19 protein-coding genes are annotated in these 20,055 nt (G+C 70.7%); 4 read left to right on the top strand and 15 right to left on the bottom strand.

Annotated features, from left to right (window positions below; all coding sequences use genetic code 11):
- Positions 1-5: 5 nt before the first annotated feature.
- The 3 genes from AC0VYD_RS12160 to ctaD are packed head-to-tail and all read right to left on the bottom strand — an operon-like array spanning position 6 to position 2,522.
- A complete protein-coding gene (locus AC0VYD_RS12160; RefSeq protein ID WP_475479976.1) occupies positions 6-404 on the bottom strand; it encodes a DUF2071 domain-containing protein in 399 nt (132 codons plus the stop codon).
- Positions 405-442: 38 nt separating this feature from the next.
- Entirely contained in the window at positions 443-805 is a 363-nt protein-coding gene (locus tag AC0VYD_RS12155; protein ID WP_475479975.1) for a hypothetical protein, read from the bottom strand.
- 49 nt (positions 806-854) lie between these two features.
- The gene (ctaD, locus tag AC0VYD_RS12150) at positions 855-2,522 is read right to left on the bottom strand and encodes an aa3-type cytochrome oxidase subunit I (RefSeq protein ID WP_475479974.1); all 1,668 of its coding nucleotides are present in this window, start codon (positions 2,520-2,522) and stop codon (positions 855-857) included.
- Positions 2,523-3,069: 547 nt separating this feature from the next.
- Here ctaD and AC0VYD_RS12145 point away from each other — a divergent pair.
- A complete protein-coding gene (locus AC0VYD_RS12145) occupies positions 3,070-3,459 on the top strand; it encodes a DUF2267 domain-containing protein (protein ID WP_475479973.1) in 390 nt (129 codons plus the stop codon).
- Positions 3,460-3,559: 100 nt separating this feature from the next.
- Here the strand turns inward: AC0VYD_RS12145 and AC0VYD_RS12140 are convergent, their stop codons facing one another.
- From AC0VYD_RS12140 to AC0VYD_RS12130, 3 genes are all read right to left on the bottom strand, one after another.
- The gene (locus AC0VYD_RS12140; RefSeq protein ID WP_475479972.1) at positions 3,560-3,865 is read right to left on the bottom strand and encodes a hypothetical protein; all 306 of its coding nucleotides are present in this window, start codon (positions 3,863-3,865) and stop codon (positions 3,560-3,562) included.
- A gap of 65 nt (positions 3,866-3,930) precedes the next feature.
- A complete protein-coding gene (locus AC0VYD_RS12135) occupies positions 3,931-5,739 on the bottom strand; it encodes a thiamine pyrophosphate-requiring protein (RefSeq protein WP_475479971.1) in 1,809 nt (602 codons plus the stop codon).
- 48 nt (positions 5,740-5,787) lie between these two features.
- On the bottom strand, positions 5,788-6,009 hold the full coding sequence (locus AC0VYD_RS12130) for a hypothetical protein (RefSeq protein ID WP_475479970.1): 222 nt from the start codon (positions 6,007-6,009) through the stop codon (positions 5,788-5,790).
- 244 nt (positions 6,010-6,253) lie between these two features.
- Here AC0VYD_RS12130 and AC0VYD_RS12125 point away from each other — a divergent pair, with 244 nt between their 5' ends.
- Positions 6,254-6,598 carry a DUF3140 domain-containing protein gene (locus AC0VYD_RS12125; protein WP_475479969.1) on the top strand — a complete coding sequence of 115 codons (345 nt, stop codon included), beginning with the start codon at positions 6,254-6,256 and terminating at the stop codon, positions 6,596-6,598.
- Positions 6,599-6,714: 116 nt separating this feature from the next.
- Here AC0VYD_RS12125 and AC0VYD_RS12120 read toward each other — a convergent pair whose 3' ends face one another.
- The gene (locus tag AC0VYD_RS12120; RefSeq protein WP_475479968.1) at positions 6,715-8,805 is read right to left on the bottom strand and encodes a catalase; all 2,091 of its coding nucleotides are present in this window, start codon (positions 8,803-8,805) and stop codon (positions 6,715-6,717) included.
- Between the two features lie 253 nt (positions 8,806-9,058).
- Here AC0VYD_RS12120 and AC0VYD_RS12115 point away from each other — a divergent pair, with 253 nt between their 5' ends.
- Positions 9,059-9,484 (top strand): hypothetical protein, encoded by a 426-nt coding sequence (locus tag AC0VYD_RS12115; protein ID WP_475480249.1) that lies wholly within the window; start codon positions 9,059-9,061, stop codon positions 9,482-9,484.
- Between the two features lie 71 nt (positions 9,485-9,555).
- Here AC0VYD_RS12115 and AC0VYD_RS12110 read toward each other — a convergent pair whose 3' ends face one another.
- From AC0VYD_RS12110 to AC0VYD_RS12100, 3 genes are all read right to left on the bottom strand, one after another.
- Positions 9,556-10,176, bottom strand: coding sequence for a TetR/AcrR family transcriptional regulator (locus AC0VYD_RS12110; RefSeq protein WP_475479967.1), 621 nt, complete (start codon positions 10,174-10,176; stop codon positions 9,556-9,558).
- Positions 10,136-10,714, bottom strand: a complete 579-nt coding sequence (locus AC0VYD_RS12105; protein WP_475479966.1) for a DUF7134 domain-containing protein — start codon at positions 10,712-10,714, stop codon at positions 10,136-10,138. The genes AC0VYD_RS12110 and AC0VYD_RS12105 overlap by 41 nt, the downstream gene beginning before the upstream one ends.
- Before the next feature lie 103 nt (positions 10,715-10,817).
- Positions 10,818-11,777, bottom strand: a complete 960-nt coding sequence (locus tag AC0VYD_RS12100) for a threonine ammonia-lyase (RefSeq protein ID WP_475479965.1) — start codon at positions 11,775-11,777, stop codon at positions 10,818-10,820.
- 49 nt (positions 11,778-11,826) lie between these two features.
- Here AC0VYD_RS12100 and AC0VYD_RS12095 point away from each other — a divergent pair, with 49 nt between their 5' ends.
- Complete coding sequence (locus AC0VYD_RS12095) at positions 11,827-12,420, top strand: flavin reductase family protein (RefSeq protein WP_475479964.1); 594 nt, start codon at positions 11,827-11,829, stop codon at positions 12,418-12,420.
- Positions 12,421-12,448: 28 nt separating this feature from the next.
- On the opposite strand, the gene AC0VYD_RS12090 is transcribed toward AC0VYD_RS12095, so the two are convergent.
- The 5 genes from AC0VYD_RS12090 to AC0VYD_RS12070 all read right to left on the bottom strand — a co-directional run bounded on the left by AC0VYD_RS12090 (position 12,449) and on the right by AC0VYD_RS12070 (position 19,921).
- Entirely contained in the window at positions 12,449-13,120 is a 672-nt protein-coding gene (locus AC0VYD_RS12090) for a maleylpyruvate isomerase family mycothiol-dependent enzyme (RefSeq protein WP_475479963.1), read from the bottom strand.
- Between the two features lie 95 nt (positions 13,121-13,215).
- A complete protein-coding gene (locus AC0VYD_RS12085) occupies positions 13,216-14,277 on the bottom strand; it encodes a lytic polysaccharide monooxygenase (protein WP_475479962.1) in 1,062 nt (353 codons plus the stop codon).
- Positions 14,278-14,353: 76 nt separating this feature from the next.
- Positions 14,354-15,709 (bottom strand): cellulase family glycosylhydrolase, encoded by a 1,356-nt coding sequence (locus tag AC0VYD_RS12080; RefSeq protein WP_475479961.1) that lies wholly within the window; start codon positions 15,707-15,709, stop codon positions 14,354-14,356.
- A 55-nt stretch (positions 15,710-15,764) separates the two neighbouring features.
- Entirely contained in the window at positions 15,765-17,165 is a 1,401-nt protein-coding gene (locus AC0VYD_RS12075) for an endo-1,4-beta-xylanase (RefSeq protein WP_475479960.1), read from the bottom strand.
- Positions 17,166-17,242: 77 nt separating this feature from the next.
- On the bottom strand, positions 17,243-19,921 hold the full coding sequence (locus AC0VYD_RS12070) for a glycoside hydrolase family 48 protein (RefSeq protein WP_475479959.1): 2,679 nt from the start codon (positions 19,919-19,921) through the stop codon (positions 17,243-17,245).
- Between the last annotated feature and the right edge of the window lie 134 nt (positions 19,922-20,055).

Here is a 20,055-nt window from a genome sequence, read left to right as displayed (position 1 = left end):
CCCGGCTACCCACGGTCGGCGGACGGCACTCCCCCGGATACGCGCTTCGCACGAGCCTTGACCGGTATTTTCCCGGTGCTCGGCACGGTGGACGGGGTGGGTTCGGCCGACACGCCGGGAGACCACGGGGCCGGGACCCGGGGCGTGTCCGGGGTCCGGATCCCTGCCCTGTGCAGGAGGTCGCCCTGGTAGGAGAAGGACTCGGCACGGTGCAGGACCCACGGTCCGTGGCGGACCCGCAGCCGGTGGGCGGCGCCCGCGTGGCGGGTGTGCGGCCCCCGGCGCGCGGTGACGAAGCGCTCCGTCGGGGTGGGGCCGACGGGGTGTTCGTCCGCGGTGAGGCTCCAGCGGCCCCAGGCCCCGCTCCGCCATCTACGGTCCCTCCACGCACGTGCCGCGCTCACCGTTCCCGTACCGGTCCCACCCGACCGGACCTGCGGCCTCAGTCCGCGGTTCCGGTCTGCCCCCTGTAGACGAGGCTGCGCAAACCCGTGACCGCGTAACGGGCGCCGCCGCCGTCGGGGGTGGGCAGGACCAGGATCTCCGTGTCCCTGCCCACGGTGTCCGGAGGCAGGCGGGCGCCGTCCATGGGCCCGCCGACCACCTCGAACGCGTCCTGGTGGCGGCCGTCCAGGCAGAGCGGTACGACGGCCGCGGCCAGCGCCCCGGCGACGATGGCGAACACGGTCCCTCCGGTCCAGGTCCACATCATCATCAGACCGGCCGCGGACAGCAGGAGGGAGAAGACCCCGGCGGTCCGTCCGTTCCGGCAGACCGGACCCGTCCGGTGGTCACTCACACTCACAGCGGGGCCTCCTCTTCCTCGGCCGTGCAACGTCTCGTCCGTGGCCTGCTCAGTTGCGTTCCGGATCGGTTCGGGTCGGGGTCCCCGCATACGGGTGGTTGAGGTCGAAGGCCGGACGCTCGGACCGGATCCGCGGCAGCGACGTGAAGTTGTGCCGCGGCGGCGGGCAGGAGGTCGCCCACTCCAGGGAGCAGCCGTGCCCCCACGGGTCGTCCACGGTCACCAGCGGCGCCCTCTTCGCGGTGATGTACACGTTCCAGAAGAAGATGAGCGTCGAGGCCGCGAGCACGAACGAGGACACCGAGGAGATCTGGTTCAGCTCGGTGAACCCGTCACCGGGCAGGTAGTCCGCGTAACGGCGCGGGAAGCCCATCGCGCCCAGCCAGTGCTGCACCAGGAAGGTGCCGTGGAAGCCCAGGAACAGCAGCCAGAACTGGAACTTGCCCAGCTTCTCGTTGAGCATCCTGCCGGTGAACTTGGGCCACCAGAAGTAGAAACCCGCGAACATCGCGAACACCACGGTGCCGAAGACCACGTAGTGGAAGTGCGCCACCACGAAGTAGGAGTCGGTGACGTGGAAGTCGATGGGCGGAGAGGCCAACAGCACACCGGTCAGACCACCGAAGAGGAACGTCGCCAGAAATCCGATACTGAAGAGCATCGGCGTCTCGAAGGTGAGCTGGCCGCGCCACATCGTCCCGACCCAGTTGAAGAACTTCACCCCGGTGGGAACCGCGATGAGAAAGGACATGAACGAGAAGAACGGCAGCAGCACGGCGCCGGTCGGGAACATGTGGTGGGCCCACACGGTCACGGACAGGCCGGTGATGGCGATGGTGGCCGCCACCAGGCTCTTGTAGCCGAAGATGGGCTTGCGGCTGAACACCGGGAGGATCTCGGTGACGATGCCGAAGAACGGCAGCGCGATGATGTAGACCTCCGGGTGCCCGAAGAACCAGAACAGGTGCTGCCAGAGGATGGCGCCGCCGTGTTCGGCGTTGAAGACCTGGGTACCCACCATGCGATCGGCGCCCAGGGCGATCAGGGCCGCGGTCAGCACCGGGAACGCGATGAGCACCAGGACGCTGGTGAGCAGGGTGTTCCAGACGAAGATCGGCATCCGGAACATCGTCATGCCGGGCGCGCGCATGCACAGGCCGGTGGTGATGAAGTTGACCGCGCCCAGGATGGTGCCCAGACCGGACACGAGCAGGCCCAGGATCCACAGGTCGCCGCCCAGGCCCGGCGAGCGGACCGCGTCCGACAGCGGGTTGTAGGCGAACCAGCCGAAGCTGGCCGCGCCGCCCGGGGTCAGGAACCCGCCGACGGCGATGAGGCCGCCGAACAGGAACAGGTAGTAGCTGAACAGGTTCATCCGGGGGAAGGCCACGTCCGGGGCGCCGATCTGCAGCGGCATGATCACGTTCGAGAACCCGACGAACAGCGGGGTCGCGAACAGCAGCAGCATGATCGTGCCGTGCATCGTGAACATCTGGTTGAACTGTTCGTTGTCCATGATCTGCGTGCCCGGCGAGAACAGCTCCAGACGCATCATGAGCGCCAGCACGCCGCCCAGGAGGAAGAAGGCGAAGGAGGTGATCAGGTACATGTACCCGATGACCTTGTGGTCGGTCGAGGACAACCAACTCACAATGATCGAACCCTTGCCCCTCACCTCCTCCGGTTCCGAGGTCCGCACACTCGTCTCAACCGACATACAGTTCCTTATCAGGATCATGCACAGGAAAACCCGGAACGAAATCTTTCGGGTGAAGCGAAACACCGACGAGAGAAGGAGACCCCTCGCCCCTCCGCCACCCGGGCGACCCGCGCGAAAACGACCGTTGCGATGATTTTGGATTCGATGCCGGCCCCGGAACGACAGGGCACGCGCACTCGACGGGGAACCGTGGCAGATCCTCCCACCCGGTCAGCCAACCTAGCAAGCCCGAAAGCCTTCTACCGGGAAGCGCATCGGCCTCGGCGGGCACCTTATTCGAAACAGACCCGCCCCGTTCTTATGTGACAGTCTATTTTCCACAAAAAACACCAGAATATTCACACGTCACCATTTTCCGCATCCCGGGGGTCCGGGGTCCGCACACCGAACGAGGGGGCCCGACCACGCCCGGGCACGACCGCCGGCCCGCCGCTCCCGCCCCGGTCGGCCCCGCCCGGTCCGGTGATTCGGACCTTCCGTCGCCGGGCAGGGTGACCGGTACCGAACGAGGAGCTCGAAACTTCGACGAGAGGCGAGGTGTGCGATGCGCTACGACGAGTTCCTGGCCGAGGTGCGCGAGCTCGGGGAGTACCGGAACCAGCAGGAGGCCGAACAGGTGACGACGGCGGTCCTCTCCGTCCTGGCGACCCGGCTGCCGGGCCCGACCGCGGAGAAGCTGGCCGCACAACTGCCGGAACCGCTGCGGGAACGATTCCGGGAGGCGAAACAGCCGGAGGCCGAGTCCTTCGGGGTCGAGGAGTTCCACAGCCGCGTGGCGGAGCTGCTCGGCGGGCGCGCACTGACGGCCGAACAGGACACGGGGGCGGTCCTGACGACCGTGGCCGAGACGGTCTCCGGGGGCGAGCTGAACCAGCTCCTGAGCCACCTGCCGTCCGGCTACGCCTTGATGTTCGGCAAGGCCGAACTGTCCTGAACCCGTCCGGCCCTCGCGCGGCCCGGGGAGGGGGACTCCCGGGCCGCGCCGACCGTCGGTGCCCGACAACATCGCCCCGACGGCCCCGCCCGGGCAGCCGTCACCGGTTGTCGAGCCGGTGCAGGGCCTGCTCCCAACGGCGGCGCCGATCGTCGCCGGACATCTCCCACCAGGGCACACCTCTTTCACCCAGGCCCTGTTTGGCCCACCCGACCCGCTGCCTCGCCCCGCGCTCGGACTCGGGGTCCCCCGCCCGCCGTGCTGCCGCGACGGCACGGCGGGCGGACATCAGGTGCCGGACCAGGCGCTCACGCACCCGGTCCGGCAGCAGGGGATCACTGGCGCGCCACCGCCGCCCCCGGATCAGGAGGTAACGGCCGTCGGGCGTGGTCTCGGGCTCGGACACGTCCCAGGCATGCCCGGTGGAACCCGGGACCACACCGCCCGCACCGGAGTGACGGCTGACCGCGGCTACCTGCGGTGCGGCAGGAACTCCTGGATCTTGGTGGCCAGCCCGCGAGCCGCCACCCCCGCCCGGTCGGGGTCGTCCGACAGCAGCGCTCTGAGTGTGTCGGTGACCTGCTCCCGTTCGGCCTGCGGCGGGATCGGCGGAACGTCACCGTCACAGCGCACGTCCAGTACCACGGGGCCCTGCGACGCCAGGGCCCGGTCCCAGGCCGGTCCCACGTCCTGCGGACGGTCCACCCGGATGCCGGTGAGCCCGATCGCCTCGGCGAAGTCGGCGTAGGACATGTCCGGCAGGTCCTGGGAGTAAGGCGTCTTGGGCGATCCCGTCATGGCGCGCAGCTCCCAGGTGACCTGGTTGAGGTCGTTGTTGTGCAGGACGCACACCACCAGGCGCGGGTCCTGCCACAGGTCCTGGTAACGGCGCGCCGTGAGCATCTCCATCAGCCCGTTCATCTGCATCGCCCCGTCCCCGACGAGAGCGACCGCCGGCCGGTCCGGGACCGCGAACTTGGCCCCGACCGCGTAGGGGACCGCGCACCCCATGGTGGCGAGGGTGCCCGAGAGGGAGGCCCTGTTCCCCTCCCCCAGGCGCAGGAAGCGCGCGTACCAGTTGGTGACCGAACCGGAGTCGGCGGTGACCACGGCGTCATCGGGCAGACGCGGGGAGAGCTCGCGGACCACCAGCATCGGGTTGACCGGGTCGGCGCCCACCTCGGCCTGGGCGTCCAGGACCGACCACCAGCGCCGTACGTTCTCCTCGACCGTGGCCCGCCACTCCCGGCGTCCCCTGCTCCGCTCGGCCGACGGGTTCAGCCGTTCGCCGAGCGCGCGCAGCGTACTCGCGGCGTCACCCACCAGGTTGACCTCGGTGGGGTAGCGCATGCCGATGTACCGGGGGTCGATGTCGATCTCCACGGCCCGTCTGCCGAAGGGCGGCAGGAACTGGGAGTAGGGCAGGTTGGAGCCCACGATGAGCAGGGTGTCGCAGTCGCGCATCAGCTCCCAGGAGGGCTTGGTCCCCAGCAGACCGATGGAACCGGTGACCTGGGGCAGGGCGTCGGGCAGCACGTCCTTGCCCAGGAGCGCCTTGGCGATTCCGGCGCCGGTCGCGTCGGCCAGCTCCAGTACCTCCTCGGCCGCGCCCCGGGCGCCCTGGCCGACCAGGACCGCCACCCGTTCGCCCGCGTCGATCACCTCGGCGGCGCGGTCCAGTTCGGACTCGGGCGGCAGCACCGTGCCGCCGCCGACCACGCGGTCGGGTGCGCTGGAGGGAACGTGCTTGAAGGCGTGCTGAGGCGGTGAGTAGTCGAGTTCCTGGACGTCGGCGGGGATGATCACAGTGGTCGGGGCCCGTTCGGACAGGGCGGTGCGCACGGCCCGGTCCAGGACGTTGGGCAGTTGTTCGGGGACGTTGACCGTCTCCAGGAAGGCCGAGGACACGTCCTTGAACAGGCTGTGCAGGTCGATCTCCTGCTGGTAGGCGCCGCCCATCGCGCTGCGGCTGGCCTGGCCGACCAGCGCCAGGACCGGCACGTGGTCGAGTTTGGCGTCGTACAGGCCGTTGAGCAGGTGGACCGCCCCCGGCCCGCCGGTGGCCATGCACACCCCCAGGCCGCCGCCGAACTTGGCGTATCCCACCGCCTCGAACGCGGACATCTCCTCGTGGCGGCTCTGCACGAACCGCGGACCGTCATCGACCTCGGCCATCTGCGCGACCAGTCCGTTGACGCTGTCCCCCGGATAACCGAAGATCTCGGTGACCCCCCACTGCGACAGTCGACGCAACAGGTGGTCTGCGACGTTCTGCACCATGTCCGCTCCTTTCCGCGACCGTACGCTCCGCCTCGCACACCGGTCGGTTCAGGGTGTGAAGACCACCTTGAAGATCCCGTCCTCCTTGTGCTGGAAGCGCCGGTAGGCGTCGGGCGCGTCCTCAAGGGACAGGTGGTCGGTGGCCAAGCCCTCCACGCCCAGGACGTCCTCCTCGCGCATGATCTCGGGGGCCTGCCGCGGGACCGCGTCCGGAGTGACGGTGCGCACACCCGGGTTCATCACCTCGGCGATGCCGTCCACCATGGTCACCGCCCCCTCCGTGTTCGGCGCCCCTGTGAGCCGCCCTAACCCGCCCCCGTCGCGGTAAAACCTCATCCGTCCCACCCTCGCCCCGGGGCCGGACGTATGAACGCGCGGTACTCGGGGTAGCCGTTCCCCCGACAGGGCGGTGCACGGGTGTGCGAGGGCGCACCGTCACCGTCGGTTCCGCGGCGCCGGGGCCGCCCGTCCTCGGGCCCGTCCCGGCGTCCACGACCTGAGAGGGGGCGCCGCGATGGCGGTGAGTGATCCGGAGGCCGACCGCCTCTGGGAGGAGTTCCACGCCTCGGTCAACATGACCGGTGAGGAGCTGCGTCGCTGGCTTCTCACCGACGCTTCGGGGGAGGAGGCGTTTCCCGCCGGCGGTGACGTCAGTGCCGAGGGGGAGCACATCGTCCAGCTCCTGGACAAGCGCCGAACGGACGTGACGTCCTCCGACGTCGAGCTGATGGAGCGGGTCACCCGGTTCGTGCAGGACGAGTTGGCGCAGCCCCGCCGCCAGGACGACGACTGGCGCAGGAAGCTGATGCGCGTCGGCCACGACCCGCTGAAACCCGACTCCGGGCCGTCCGACACCTGAGTCCGGTGCCGGGGAACGCCCGCACCGGACGGGACCGGGTGAGGGCCGCGGGTAGAGGGACGCCCTCCACCCGCGACCGCGCCCGGCCCCGGCTCCGCGCCGACCTCGGCGACGGGTCAGGCGGAGACGGCGTCGGTGGGCCGTTCCCAGTGCCGGTGCAGTCCGATGAGCCGCGCGAACTCCTCGGTCAGGTCCGAGTCCGCGCTCGGGGACCGCACCACCCCTTCGATACTCTCCGTCTCCAGCGGTGACTCGGACAGCCTCTCGGGCAGCCCCCCGCCCGAGAGCAGGGACGCCCCCTGGCCGACCGCGGCGATCGGCTTGTGGTGCTTGTAGGCCTCCAGGACGAAGTGGCGCGCCTCCCCGTCCCCGGCGAGCGAGGCGACCGAATCGGGGCCGCCGGGAACCGCGACCGCGTCGTAGAGCACCGAGGAGACCGTGGTGTAGGAGCGGTCCACGGGCAGGTCCCCGCCCTCACGGGTGCGCACCGAACCATCCAGCGGAGCGAGCGTCTCCACCACGGCGCCCCGACCCACGAGGGCGTCGCGCAGTGCCTCGGCGGCGGTGCCGTCCACCCCGTGGTCGACGAGCACGGCGACCTGGCGGCCGGTCAGGTCACCGAAGGCCGTGTTGGCCTGGCTGAGAGCGGGTGAGGAATCACTGTGGCCGGTCGTGCCGGGGTCCTCCGGGGGCTCCACCCCCACCCCCTCGGCGACGGCGACGGCGAGGCCGTGGTCGACGTTGACCAGGTTGGCCACCTCGCGCTGGCGCACCGCGAGTTCCTCGCACTTGCCCAGCTCGAATCGGAACGCGGCCACCAGGTGGTCCCGCTCCCAGTCAGCGAGGCTGTTGTAGAACAGTCTGGCCTGGGAGTAGTGGTCCCTGAAGCTCTCCGCCCGTTTGCGGACCTTGGCGCCCTCGACCTTCTCCGTGTAGTGCCGGTACACCCCCTCGTCTGCCAGGGCCGGGCAGCCTCCCCCCAGGGAGTTGGGGTAGTAGGAGGTCCGTCCCCGGTGCACACGGTGCTGGGAGAAACCGTCACGCTGGTTGTTGCTCACCTCGGCCACCGGCCGGTTGACCGGGATCTGCTGGAAGTTGGAACCGCCCAGACGCAACAGCTGCGTGTCCAGGTAGGAGAAGTTGCGGGCCTGGAGCAGGGGGTCGTTGGTGAAGTCGATCCCCGGGACCACGTTGGCCGTGTGGAAGGCGACCTGCTCGGTCTCGGCGAAGAAGTTGTCCGGGTTGCGGTCCAGGACCATCCTGCCGACGGGGCGGACCGGGACCTGCTCCTCGGGGATGATCTTGGTGGGGTCCAGCAGGTCGAAGTCGAAGTCGTGCTCGTTCTCCTCCGGAACCAGCTGCACGCCCAGTTCCCACTCGGGGTACTGGCCGCGTTCGATGGCCTCCCACAGGTCCCGCCGGTTGTAGTCGGGGTCCTTGCCCTGGATGCGTTGGGCCTCGTCCCACACCAGCGAGTGCGTGCCCAGCAGCGGCCTCCAGTGGAACTTGACGAAGGTGCCGTGTCCCCGGCCGTTGACGAACCGGAAGGTGTGCACGCCGAAGCCCTGCATGGTGCGGTAGCTGCGCGGGATCGCCCGGTCCGACATCAGCCACATCATCATGTGGGTGGTCTCCGGCTGCAGGCCCACGAAGTCCCAGAGGGTGTCGTGGGCCGACTGGGCCTGCGGGATCTCGTTGTGCGGTTCGGGTTTGACCGCGTGCACGAAGTCCGGGAACTTGACGCCGTCCTGGATGAAGAAGACCGGCATGTTGTTGCCGACGAGGTCGTAGTTGCCCTGTTCGGTGTAGAACTTGACCGCGAAACCCCGCACGTCGCGCACCGTGTCCGCCGACCCGCGCGATCCGGCCACGGTGGAGAACCGGACGAAGACCGGGGTGGTGACGTCGGGGCTGCTGAGGAAGTGCGCGGCGGTCAGGTCGGACAGGCCCTCGTAGGGCGTGAAGTGACCGTAGGCGCCCGCCCCCCGGGCGTGCACGACCCGCTCGGGGATGCGCTCGTGGTCGAAGTGGGTGATCTTCTCCCGGACGTGGAAGTCCTCCAGCAGGGTCGGCCCGCGCTCACCCGCGCTGAGGGAGTTGTCGGTGTCCTCGACCCTGACACCGGTCTCGGTGGTCAGGGGCCCCTCGGAGTCGGTGCGGTCGTTCTCCAGCTGACGGTTCTTGGCGTCCGGTGTTTCCTCGTTCATCCTCGAAACCCTCCCGTCGGGTGGCTCCCACATCGGTGGGCCGTCGTGGTCCGCCCTGACCGGACGGGCATCCGTGCAAACATCCCCGGGCCGGATACCGGTCGGGCCGGGCACGTGTAAACGGCGGCCGCGTCGGCTAGGGGTGCGGGTGACACGGGACGGCCACCGACCAGGGGGGACGATGCGGGGCACAGCGGAGCGGATGCGACGCCGCCCCTGGTTGAAGGGGGCGGCCAGGGGTGCCGTGGGCGCGATGGCCATGAGCGGGATGCGACAGGTCGCCGTGGGCCTGGGGATGATCGAGGGCACACCGCCCGAGGCCATCCTGCGGGAGGGGGTTCCGTCCCTGCTCCGCGAGGTGCCCGCCCACCGCCGCACCGCCTTCATCGAACTGGCGCACTGGGGTTACGGTGGCGCCGCGGGCGCGGCGTTCGGTCTGGTACCGGCGCGCGTGCGGGGGTCGAGGCTGACCGGTCCCGTGTACGGGGTGCTCGCCTGGGGCCTGTTCGAACTGGCCCTGGCCCCGGCCCTCGACCTGGCCCACGCGCACAGGGTAAGGCCGCAGGAGAGGCTGGCCCTGCTGGTGGACCACGCGGTCTTCGGCCTCATCGTCGGGGCGCCGCCCGAAGCGGACATCACCGAAGTCGAGCAGGGCGCGGACGATCAGGACCGGAGCTGACCTTCACCCGGTTTCCGCGGCCCGTGGGCCCCGGCGTCCCCGGCGCCCGGCCGGTCGGGCGCCGGGACCGGTCAGGCCCCGAGAAGGGTGTCGACCAGCTCAGCGGCGTGCAGCTCGACGGGCGGGAAGTCGTCGTCGTGACCGAGAAAGGCCTCGAGGAAGCCGCGCTGGAAGCAGGCGCCGACCAGCAGGGAGGCGGCGGCCCCGGGGTCCACGCCCGCGGGGAGGCGCCCCAGGGCGCGTTCGCCGTCCAGGTAGGCGGTGAGAGCGCGGTTGACGTTGAGGGGACCGGCTCCGTGTCCGGCCATTCCCTCGCGGTGGCGTGCGAGCAGCCCGGGATCGGCGAACAGCGAACCGAGCATGGGCGCCCCGTGGCGGTAGAAGGCCACGGCCCGGGGCACCAGGTCGAGCAGGGTGCCGCGCACGTCCTCCCGGCCGACCCGGCCGGGGAGTTCCGCGAGTACCTCGACGAACAGGGGGAAACGGTGCCGCATCACCGCCAGGAGCAGGTCGGACTTGTCGGTGAAGTGCTTGTAGAGGGTCGCCTCGGAGTAACCGGCGGCGCGGGCGATCTCCTTGGTGGTGGCCCTGGCCATCCCGAGTTCGCGCAGGACCTCGGCGGCGCTGTCCAGGAGGTGTTCGCGGGTTCGCTCAGGTGTGGAGCGGCGTCGTCTCCCGGGCTCGGTTGCCATGGCGCTCCTCGTGTTCGTTGAGCTCTCGGTGGCACCGCACCAGTTCTCCCGCGGTGTAGGAACCCACGAGGAAGAGCGCGATGACGGCACCGAAGGCGATCCAGGCCAGCATAGCGACGCCGGGGTCGGGGAGGCTCGCGGTGCGGGTGTGCACCCACCACAGGGAGGCGCCCAGGCCGACCGCGGTGGCCAGGGCGGGGATCATTCTGGGCAGGGCGAGGGCGGAGGCGGTGTACAGGGCGGTCATGGGTGCCAGGAACATGCCGAGTTCGTGGTCGCGCAGCAGGAAGGCGGCGTAGGCGAGGGTCGCCACCGCCAGGGTGGTGGCCGGCAGCCGGCGCCGCCAGTACAGGGCCCCGCAGCCCACGATCACCAGGGCGAAGGACAGCGGGTCGATCTGTCTGGTGGCGGCCCATCCGTCGACGGGGTCGAGGGGTGGTCCGGTCAGGGCGCCGTAGGTCGCGAAGAGTTCGACGAGCAGGACCACGGTGGCGACCAGGGCGTCGAAGGCCCGGGGGTGACGGTCCGCCAGGGACATGACAACCTCCTTTAGTGAGTATGTACTCACTAACCTATGGCGAAAGTCGTCCGCCCACAAGGGATCAGGAACGAACCGCGGGTTCGGCGGCCACTGGCCGGGTTCAGGCGGCGGCGACCAGCCGGGCGAACAGGTCCGGATCGACGTTGCCGCCGGAGAGCACCGCGACCGTCGCCCCGGGGCGCTCCGGGTCGGCGTCCACCCGGCCGGACAGCACCGCCGCCGCGGCCACCGCCCCGCTGGGTTCGGCGACCAGCCGGGCACCGTGCGCGAGCGCGGCCACCGCCCGGGCGATCTCGTCCTCGGTGACGGTGACGATCCCGTCCAGGCGCTCCGCCAGGTGCGCGAAGGTGCGTTCGGACAGGCAGGTGCGCACCCCGTCAGCTATGGTCCGGTAGGTGCGCTCGGGCTCCCAGGCGACCAGCCGCCCCGCCCGGAGGCTCTCGGCGGCGTCGGCCGCCAGTTCCGGTTCCACCCCCACCACCCGGACCCGCCGGGGGCGCGCCGCCCGGGCGGCGGTGGCCACCCCCGAGGCGAGCCCTCCCCCACCGACCGGGACCACGATGGTGGTGACCTCGGGCGACTGTTCCAGGATCTCCGACCCCACGGTGCCCTGGCCGGCGATCACCCGTGGATCGTCGAACGGCGGGACCGGGGCCAGGTGCTCACGGTCCACGAACTCCTCCACGGCGGCGAGGCGTTCGGCGGGAGGCACGGTCACCACCCGCGCGCCGTACCCACGGATCCGCTCGACCTTGACCCGGGGAGCCCCCTCCGGCACCACGACCGTGCAGGCCACCCCCTGCCGGGCCGCGGCGCAGGCCAGCGCGAGTCCGTGGTTGCCCGAGGAGTGGGTGACCACCCCGTACCCGCTTCGGACCGGGTCGAGCAGGGCCACGGCGTTGGTGGCGCCGCGCAGTTTGAAGGCCCCGGTGGGCTGGAGGCTCTCCGGCTTGAGGAGGAAACCCGCCCCCTCCGGACCGGCCGTCAGGGGTGTGCGCAGCACGTGGCCCCGGATCCGGGCGGCAGCGGCCCGGAGGTCGTCGGCTGTGACCAGTTCCATCCGTCGAGTATGCCCGCGCCCGCCCCCGGCACACGGGATAATCGTGCCGATGCGCAACGAACAGAGCCCCGCCGACCTGCCCGGACGAGCCTTCTACAAGCTGATGACGTCGGTGGTGGTCCCGCGCCCGATCGCGTGGGTCTCCACCACCTCCGAAACCGGCGTGGACAACCTGGCGCCGCACTCCTTCTTCACGGTCTCCTGCACCGAACCGCCGATCGTGCAGTTCACCTCGGTGGGACGCAAGGACTCCCTGCGCAACGCCGAGGCGACCGGCGAGTTCGTGGTCAACCTGGCGCCCGAGTCGCTCCAGGACCAGGTCAACGCCAGTGGGACCCCCTACCCCGAGCACGTGAGCGAGTTCGACGCGCTCGGGATCGAGCGGGAGGCGAGCACGGCCGTGCGCCCGCCCCGGGTGGCAGCCTCCCCGGTGGCGGTGGAGTGCGCCCTGCACTCGACGCTGCGCCTGGGCGACTCCACCGTGGTCTTCGGGCGGGTGCTGAACGTGGCCGTGGACGAGAGCGTGCTGGTGGACGGCCACCCGGAGGTCACCCTGCTGCGCCCGTTGGCCCGGCTGGGCCGTAACGAGTGGTCGACCCTGGGCGAGGTGCGGGCGATCGACCGCCTGCCCTACACGCCCTGACCGACCCCTGCGGGGCGCCCACCGGGGGTCACACCCGCAGGTCGGACCCGGCCGCGGGCAGGGTGGGCAGGAACGGGGCCACCGGGGCGGGGTCGCCGCCGGTCCAGTCCAGGGCCAGGATCTGGGCGAGACTGCGCCGGCCCGTCACCGCTCTGGCCAACTCGTGGGCGGTGCCGCTCAGGGTGAGCGCGGCGCCCTCCCCGAGGTTCCACTCCTGGCCGGTGTCGGTGGCCACCACGCGCACGGAGGGCAGTTCGGCGGGCCAGCCCTTGGCCAGGCCGCCCAGCGGGAAGTCCGCGAGCTGGTCCGCGTCCTCGGTCTGGGCGCCCAGGCCCAGGGCGCCGCGGATGTCGTTCTCGTGGTGCCAGACGTCCAGCGCGGGCAGGGAGTAACGCCGCCGGCTCTCGGTGGCCAGGATCTCCAGCAGGGCCGGGGCGCTCTCGCGCCATTGGGCGGAGATCTCCCCGATGCCCAGGTGGGCGCGGTCGGCGACCTGGCGCCCGGTGACCTCGTCGCCGGCCGGGGGTGTGATCTCTCCGGAGACCACGTCGGCGCTGAGCCCGGCGAGGTGGGCGTAGACCTGCTGGACGGTCCAGTCCGGGCAGGCGGGGACGACGGTGCCGAGTTGGCTCCCGTCCAGGGTGGCGGCCAGGTCCAGGAGGCGGCGCTGGCAGTTCTCGTAGATACGCGCGGAGTCCATCGGACCATCGTAACTAACACTGTTAGGAAAGGGCCGGTCCGGCCCCGGGAGGAGGGGCCCGGGACCGGACCGGACGCTAAGGGGCCGGAGCGGGATCAGGACTCCTGGCACTCCACCTCGGGCGGGATGTTGGCTCCCTCGAAGGTGGCGGTGAAACCGAAGGACGCGGAGTCACCGGCTGCGAGGGTGCCGTTGTGGGCCGCGTTGGACACCTCGAAATGCGCTCCGTGGTTCACAGCCGAGGCGTTCCAGATGTTGGTGATCTCCTGGTTGTTGGCGAACACCCAGTCCACCATCCACCCGGACACCCCGTCCTCGCCCGCGGTGACCTCGACCTCGGCCTGGAAGCCGTTGGCCCACTCGTTGGTGACCGCGTACTCGGCAGTGCAGTACTCCCCCGCGGGCGGGTCCGTCGGGTCCGGGTCCGGCGGGTCCGTCGGGTCGGGGTCGGGCGGGTCGGTGGGGTCCGGGTCCGGCCCGGGCCCCGGGTCGTCGCCGAAGACGACGTCGGAGCAGTTGTAGAAGGCCTCCGGGCTGTCAGAGCGCTCCCAGACCGAGTAGACGATGTGGCGCCCCTCCCGGTCGGGCAGGTCCACGTCCCAGTAGTACTCGGCGCCCGCCTCTCCCCCGCTGCGCAGCGGGGGGTCGACGGCCTCGTCGATCAGTTCCAGGTCGTCCCAGGTCAACGGTGAGTTGGGGTCCCAGCCGTCGGCCGTGACGTAGGTGAAGAAGGTCCCCGGGTGGGGCGCCCAGGCGTTGTGGTGGAACTCCACCGTCGTGTTCGGCTGCAGCTGGGTGGACGGCCAGTCGGTACGGACCGCGTTGAAGGCACTGAACTGCTCGGTCGGCCCGCACAGCTCACCGTCGGCGACGAACTCCCGGTGCTGGCCCGCGGAGTCGCTGATCAGGTTGCCGAACCAGTTCCAGAAGGCGTAGTTACCGCCCTCCTCGAGAGCGTCCGCGCAGGCGTCGTTGACCGGCTGGAGGGCACCGCCGGAGCTGCCCCCGGTGGCGTCCTGGAAGCAGGCGTAGGTGCGTGAGGCGGGGTAGGTGAAGGCCCCGTGGGCCTCGGCGGGTTGGGGGGCGGCGACGACGGCGTAGCCGATGGCCAGGCTGCCGAGCGCCAGGGGCACGGCGATGGTGTGACGTGACCGCATAGGTCACTCCTTCGTTGCTTGTCGGGGGGACCCGGCCGCACTGGATGTGCGGCCGGGGGCTGTCGCGTACGCGCGGTCAGGACGCCGCGGCGCACTGTACGTCGGGCACCGTGACGGTTCCGGTGCGGTTAGCGGTGAAACCGAAGGAGGTGGACTCCCCCTCGGCGAGGGTGCCGTTGTAGGCGACGTTGGCGGCCTGGACCAGGGGACCGTCCTCGGTGACCGAGGCGTTCCAGGCACTGCTCACGCTCGCGCCGCCGGTGTGGGTCCAGGTGGTGTTCCAGCCGGTGAGGTCGGTCAGCGCGGTGACGGTGACCTCGGCCTGGAAGCCGCCGTCCCACTGGCCGACGAAGCTGTAGACCGCCTCGCAGTCGGAGTCGGCGGGCGGCTCGGTGGGCTCGTCCGTGGGGTCCGGGGTGGGCGGGTCGGTGGGCTCCCCGCCGCCGTAGACGGGCGCCTCGACCGAGGTCTCGGCGATCCCGTCCGGCCCGTGGAAGATCCGCTCGCCCCAGGGGGTCAGGGAGTCCACGTCGAAGTCCTCGACCATGTCCAGGTAGTCGACGCCCTCACTGTTACCGCTCCAGGACCAGCCTATGTAGCCCAGGCCGAGACGTTCGGTGTGGTGCATGATGGCGTCCTCGTCGGGGTTGCCGTCGCTGTGGTCGAAGCCGAACTCCCCGACCAGCAGGGGCAGTCCGCTGTCGGTGAAGTGCTCCAGGTAGTCGACGACCACCGACTCCTGCTCGTAGACGCCGTACATGTGGATGGAGAACACGGTGTTGGCGTGCGGGTCGGAGTCGAAGACGCCCTGGGCGCCCTCACGCATGGTGTGCGCCCAGTCCTGCCCCCAGTTGGGGGCGTCCACGACCAGGGTGTGGTCGAATCCGGCCGACCGGAGGCGCTGGACGGCCTCGGAGGTGTCGTCGGCCCAGTTCTGGTTGGCGGCGGCGTCGTTGCCGTAGGGCTCGTTTCCGATGTTGACGAGGACGTGGTCCTCCTCGCCCTCGAGCGCGCTCTGGACCCGCAGCCAGTAGTCGACGGCCTGGTCCAGGGTGGCGGCCTCGGGCTCCTCGCCGTAGCCGGTGGTGTCGTGGACCTCCAGCATGCAGATCAGCCGGTTGGCCTTGCACAGCGAGACCACGTTGGCCACGTCCGAGGGCCCGTTCTCCTCCCAGCGGTCACCGCTGCTGAGGACGACGCGGACCGTGTTGGCGCCCAGCGACTTGATGTCGGCGAAGGAACCGGTCTCCTGGGTGTACCAGGAGTGGGGGTGGCTGACCCCGCGCACCACGAAGTCGTTGCCCGCGGCGTCGACGAGGCGTCCCTCGCTGACGCGGAACCCGGTGTCGGCGTGGGCGGGCAGGACGTGGACGAGCAGAGCTGCGATCAGGGCGAGGACGGCCGCCGAGGCGATCGTCAGGCGTTGTCTCATGGGGGCTCCGTTCTGGAGGGGCGCCCCGTGCCCGAGGGCACGGGGCCGTGACGGATCATCGTGTGGTGCAGCTGTGCCCGCCCAGGGAGAAACCGTCGGGGACCGCCGGCCCTCCCGTGTGGGTGGTCTGGAAACCGAAGGAGACCCGGCCCCCGGGGTCGAGGGTGCGGTTCCACCCGGCCGGACCGGCCGTGACGGCGGTGCCGGTCTGTTCGACCAGGGCGTTCCAGGAGGAGGTGATCTGCTCACCGGCGGGCTGTTCCCAGGCCAGGGACCAGTCCCGGATCGCGGAGTCCGAGCCGTTGTACACGCTCACCTGCACCACCGCTCCCCGGTCCCACTGGGAACTGATGTCGTAGGAGACCTCACAGGTGCCGGTCCCCGGCCCGCCGGGGTCGCCCGGGTCCTGGCCGTCGCCGCCCAGGGCCTCGTGGATCGACCAGTAGGCGGGTTTGGGGGCGTAGTCCTCGTCGATGGGCAGTGCCGCGCCCTGTCCGTCGAAGTGGTCCGGAACCCAGGAGTAGGCGTCGGTGACGCCCCACACCGTCACACCGGAGCAGCCGGAGACGGCGAGGCAGGCGTTCACGACCCGGGTGTAGTCCCTGGCCTGCTGTTCCAGTTTCTGCTGGGTGACGGGCAGCTGCACGCGGATGTCGAGTTCGGTGATCATCACCTCCAGGCCGAGGTCGGCGAAGCGCTGGATGTTGCTCTGGATGTCCGAGGGGACCTGTCCGGAGACCAGGTGGCCCTGGAAGCCGATGCCGTCGAGCGGTGCTCCCTGTGCCAGCAGGTCCTGGGCCAGTTCGTAGTAGGCGTCGCTCTTGGCGTTGATCCCGTCGATGTTGTAGTCGTTGATGAACAGCGTGGCGTCGGGGTCCGCCGCCCGGGCCATGCGCAGGGACTCGGCGACGAAGTCCTCGCCCAGGGTGCGGTGGAACACCGAGTCCCTGAACTGCGCGTCGTCGCCGATGGGCTCGTTGACCACGTCCCAGGTCCCGATCTGCCCCCGGTAGCGGCCCATGGTGGTGCCGATGTGGTCCTCCATGACCCGGGTCAGCTCGGCCGGGGTGAAGTCGCCGTTCTCCACCCAGGAGGGAAGCTGGCTGTGCCACACCAGGGTGTGGCCGTGGATCCGCTGGTCGTTCTGTTGGGCGAACTCCACGAGCCGGTCGGCGCCGGACCAGGAGTACTGGCCCTGTTGGGGCTGGACGCTCTCCCACTTGAGGGAGTTCTCGTGGGTCACGGAGTTGAACTCCGCTGCCGCGGTCCGGCGGTAGTCGGCCTCGTCCAGGCGGTGGGCGGCGACCGCGGCGCCCATCCGCAGTCCCTGTTGGTCGGCCAGGTCGCGGAGCGGGGCCTGCTGTGCCTGCGCGGCGGTGGCGGTTCCGGCCGTCAGGAGGACGGCGGCGGTCAGTGAGGCGAGTGCGGCCCGCACCCGTCGGGGGGTTCTCGGCATGGTCTCCTCCTCGGATGGGCTGGTGGTGCGGGGCCGGGCGGTGGCGTGCGCCCGGCCCCGTGCACGGCGGCTGCCCGCTAGGGCCCGAAGAGCTCACCGTGCGTGGCCAGGGCCGTGGCCACGTCGACCTGGGCCCAGAAGCGGTGGTAGGTGAACTCGGGGGCCGGGCCCCCGTTCAGGTAGTCCTCCACCTGTCCCCAGTTCGGGTCGTCCCGGTAGAAGGAGCGGACGGAGGCGAAGGTGGAGTCGGAGTCGATGACGTCGCCGTTGGGCATCGTGCCGGTCCAGTCCTGGGGCACGTAGGTGCCCTCTCCGGTGGCCGGGTCGTAGGGGTCGTCGAACCGCTCGTAGTCCGCCCTGACCTCCGGGACGGCCACGCCGAGTTCTCCCTCGTGCTCCAGGAGCGCGTCCAGCAGGGCCTCGGCGGTCTCCAGGGCGTCCTCGTCCCCGGTGGCCGCGGAGTAGTGCATCAGGGTCTTGGCCAGGCCCGCCGCGATACCGACGTCCTGGTTGTGCGAGACCACCTCGACGCCCAGGCCCGGGTTGCCCGTGGACGTACCGGTCCAGGTGTCGGGCGCGCCGGTCCACTCCATGTCGGCGGGGACGGCGAAGTCCCCACCGGTGCCGACCGTGGTGTTGGCGATCGCCCAGGGAACCCAGGAGTCGAGGATGTCCCCGGCCCGTTCGTCGCCGGTGAGGCGGTGGTACTCGGCGACCCTCTCGATGTCCCAGACCTGGAAGCCGAACCACTGGTTGGACGGCGGGTCGTGCCAGACCGGCTTCTCGTCGTAGTACATGCCGTAGAAGGTCGGGGTGTCCGCGGGCGGCTCGCCGTAGACGCCCTCCCAGCTGTTGGTCGCGCCTCCGGCGATGCCGCCGTCGGCGGACTGCAGCCACTGGAGGAACTCCAGCTGGCGGTCCAGGCTCACGCCCCAGTCGTCGGCTCCGGTGGCCGACCGCGGCCGCAGCGCCTCGGTCTCCGAGAGGGCGTAGGCGGCCATCACGTTCTGGTAGCCCTGGTGCGCGGAGGAGCCGCCGATGCGCCAGGCCCATGGGTACTCGGCGCTCTCCAGGGCGCCGCCCCAGGAGTAGTACCAGGACAGCAGGTAGTGGGCGGAGTCCTTGCCCGTTCCGGGCGGGCAGGCCTGGGCCCCGACGCAGTCGCCGACCTCCTTGAAGTACTTGTCGAACATGGCGTAGCGCAGGTAGTCGCCCATCATGGACGCCTTGGCGACGCTGTCGGCGACGTCGGCCTCGTTGCCCTGCTCCGAGGCCCACTCGTGGGCGAGGTAGGCGACCTGGACCGCCCGGGCGTCGGCGTCGGGCGCGTTGGTGTAGCGCCACTGCTCGGAGTAGGTCTCGTCGTCGGTGAACAGGTCGAGGTAGCCGTTGTCCCCGCCGTGCTCGAAGGTCTCGCAGGAGGGGTGCGGGACGGTCTCCCAGACCGACTCGTTGGAGCCGCGCTGGAAGGTGTTGAAGTAGGACGGGGCGTCGTCGGTGCCGTCACCGCAGAAGCCGAAGCCGTAGGTGTTGTCCACGTCCAGCAGCCAGTGCATTCCGTAGACCTCGTCGGTGCCGTAGGTACCGCTGAGCTCGTCGGCGAGGGGGTCCTCGCCGGCCTGGACCTCGGGTCGCAGCGGCATCGGGTAGTCGCTGGGCTCCAGCGACTCGGCGATGTAGGTGGCCGGTGCGGCGGGGTCGTAGGAGGCGTTCGTGGGCTGGTCGGCTGTCCCCGGGACGGCGAAGGCCTCCATGGACTCCCAGGCCGCGTTGAAGGGGGCCCAGTCCTGGGTGATCCGGCCGTAGGTGGCTTCCAGCCACAGGTAGTAGCTGTAGGCCTCGGAGGTGGTGGCGTGGCCGTGGTCGGGGGCCTCGACGATCAGGGTCTCCACGGCGTGGTAGGGCACCAGGAGGCCGTTGAAGTCACGGAAGTAGCCGCTGTCGGGGTCCTTGATCCTGTCGTACTGGTCGAGGAAGCGCTGCTCGTAGTCGCTGGTCGCCTCGGTGCGTTCCCTGGCGGTGACGACCACGGGCTCGTAGCCCTGCGCCGAGACGGTGAACTCGGCCCGGGCGGGTTCGTCGGAGGAGGCGCCCGAGGAGGCGATGGTGACCTCCTGGGCCGTGTCCCAGTCGGTCTCGTCGAAGGAGAGGGGCTGTGGGGAGTCCACGGACAGGCTGTCGCTGCCCTGGGTGCGTTCGACGGCGACCTGCACCCCGCTGTCCGGTTCGGCGGACAGGGCGACCTCGAAGCTCGCCTCCCCCGCCGGGTCCAGGGTGAGCGTGGCGGGTTCGACGAGCAGTGCGTGCTCCGGAGGGGGCGGGTCCTCCTCGTCGTCGCAGTTCACACCGTTGAGGGTGAAGCTGTCGGGGACGGGGTTGTCACCGTCGTGGCCGGCCTGGAAACCGAAGGTGGCGCTCGCGCCCCCGGCCAGTCCCGGCGACCAGTCGGGACCGCTCGCGGTGACGGAGCCGGCGTCCTGGACGACCTCGGCGTTCCAGGCGTTGGTGACCTGCTGGCCGGAGGCGAACTCCCAGCCCAGGGTCCACTGGGGCAGGTCGGCCGCCTCGTTGGTGAGCGTGACCTCGGCGGTGAAACCCGAACCCCAGTCGTTGGTGACGCGGTAGTCGACCGAACAGGGGCTCTGGGCCTGGGCGGGGCCGGCCGGGAGCAGCGCCGCGGCCAGGGCGACGGTGAAGAAGAGGGGGCCGGGGCGCGGGCGTCGGCCCGTGCGCCGTTCGGAGCGGGGGGTGATCACGTTGTCCTCCTGCGGGGGGACCCTCCTCGGCGCTGCCGGTGCCCGGGGCGCGGGGTGCGCTTGGTGGTGCCACCGGGCGGGCGCACGAGACGGGGCGGGGGTCTGTGGAGGGGCTCGGGGCGGCGGTGCCGCCG

It is taken from the genome of Nocardiopsis sp. iso_40 (assembly GCF_056173285.1).
Note: the sequence above shows the minus strand (reverse complement) of the source record. Positions and strands in the feature narration are given on the sequence as shown.

Bases quoted from the DNA above. Each gene is read 5' to 3' on its own strand.
- AC0VYD_RS12095 (WP_475479964.1), top strand. From the start codon at position 11,827: ATGCGCAACGAACAGAGCCCCGCCGACCTGCCCGGACGAGCCTTCTAC.
- AC0VYD_RS12115 (WP_475480249.1), top strand. From the start codon at position 9,059: ATGGCCATGAGCGGGATGCGACAGGTCGCCGTGGGCCTGGGGATGATC.
- AC0VYD_RS12085 (WP_475479962.1), bottom strand. From the start codon at position 14,277: ATGCGGTCACGTCACACCATCGCCGTGCCCCTGGCGCTCGGCAGCCTG.
- AC0VYD_RS12135 (WP_475479971.1), bottom strand. From the start codon at position 5,739: ATGGTGCAGAACGTCGCAGACCACCTGTTGCGTCGACTGTCGCAGTGG.
- AC0VYD_RS12090 (WP_475479963.1), bottom strand. From the start codon at position 13,120: ATGGACTCCGCGCGTATCTACGAGAACTGCCAGCGCCGCCTCCTGGAC.
- AC0VYD_RS12100 (WP_475479965.1), bottom strand. From the start codon at position 11,777: ATGGAACTGGTCACAGCCGACGACCTCCGGGCCGCTGCCGCCCGGATC.
- AC0VYD_RS12075 (WP_475479960.1), bottom strand. From the start codon at position 17,165: ATGCCGAGAACCCCCCGACGGGTGCGGGCCGCACTCGCCTCACTGACC.
- AC0VYD_RS12145 (WP_475479973.1), top strand. From the start codon at position 3,070: ATGCGCTACGACGAGTTCCTGGCCGAGGTGCGCGAGCTCGGGGAGTAC.
- AC0VYD_RS12120 (WP_475479968.1), bottom strand. From the start codon at position 8,805: ATGAACGAGGAAACACCGGACGCCAAGAACCGTCAGCTGGAGAACGAC.
- AC0VYD_RS12080 (WP_475479961.1), bottom strand. From the start codon at position 15,709: ATGAGACAACGCCTGACGATCGCCTCGGCGGCCGTCCTCGCCCTGATC.
- AC0VYD_RS12105 (WP_475479966.1), bottom strand. From the start codon at position 10,714: ATGTCCCTGGCGGACCGTCACCCCCGGGCCTTCGACGCCCTGGTCGCC.
- AC0VYD_RS12110 (WP_475479967.1), bottom strand. From the start codon at position 10,176: ATGGCAACCGAGCCCGGGAGACGACGCCGCTCCACACCTGAGCGAACC.
- ctaD (WP_475479974.1), bottom strand. From the start codon at position 2,522: ATGTCGGTTGAGACGAGTGTGCGGACCTCGGAACCGGAGGAGGTGAGG.
- AC0VYD_RS12125 (WP_475479969.1), top strand. From the start codon at position 6,254: ATGGCGGTGAGTGATCCGGAGGCCGACCGCCTCTGGGAGGAGTTCCAC.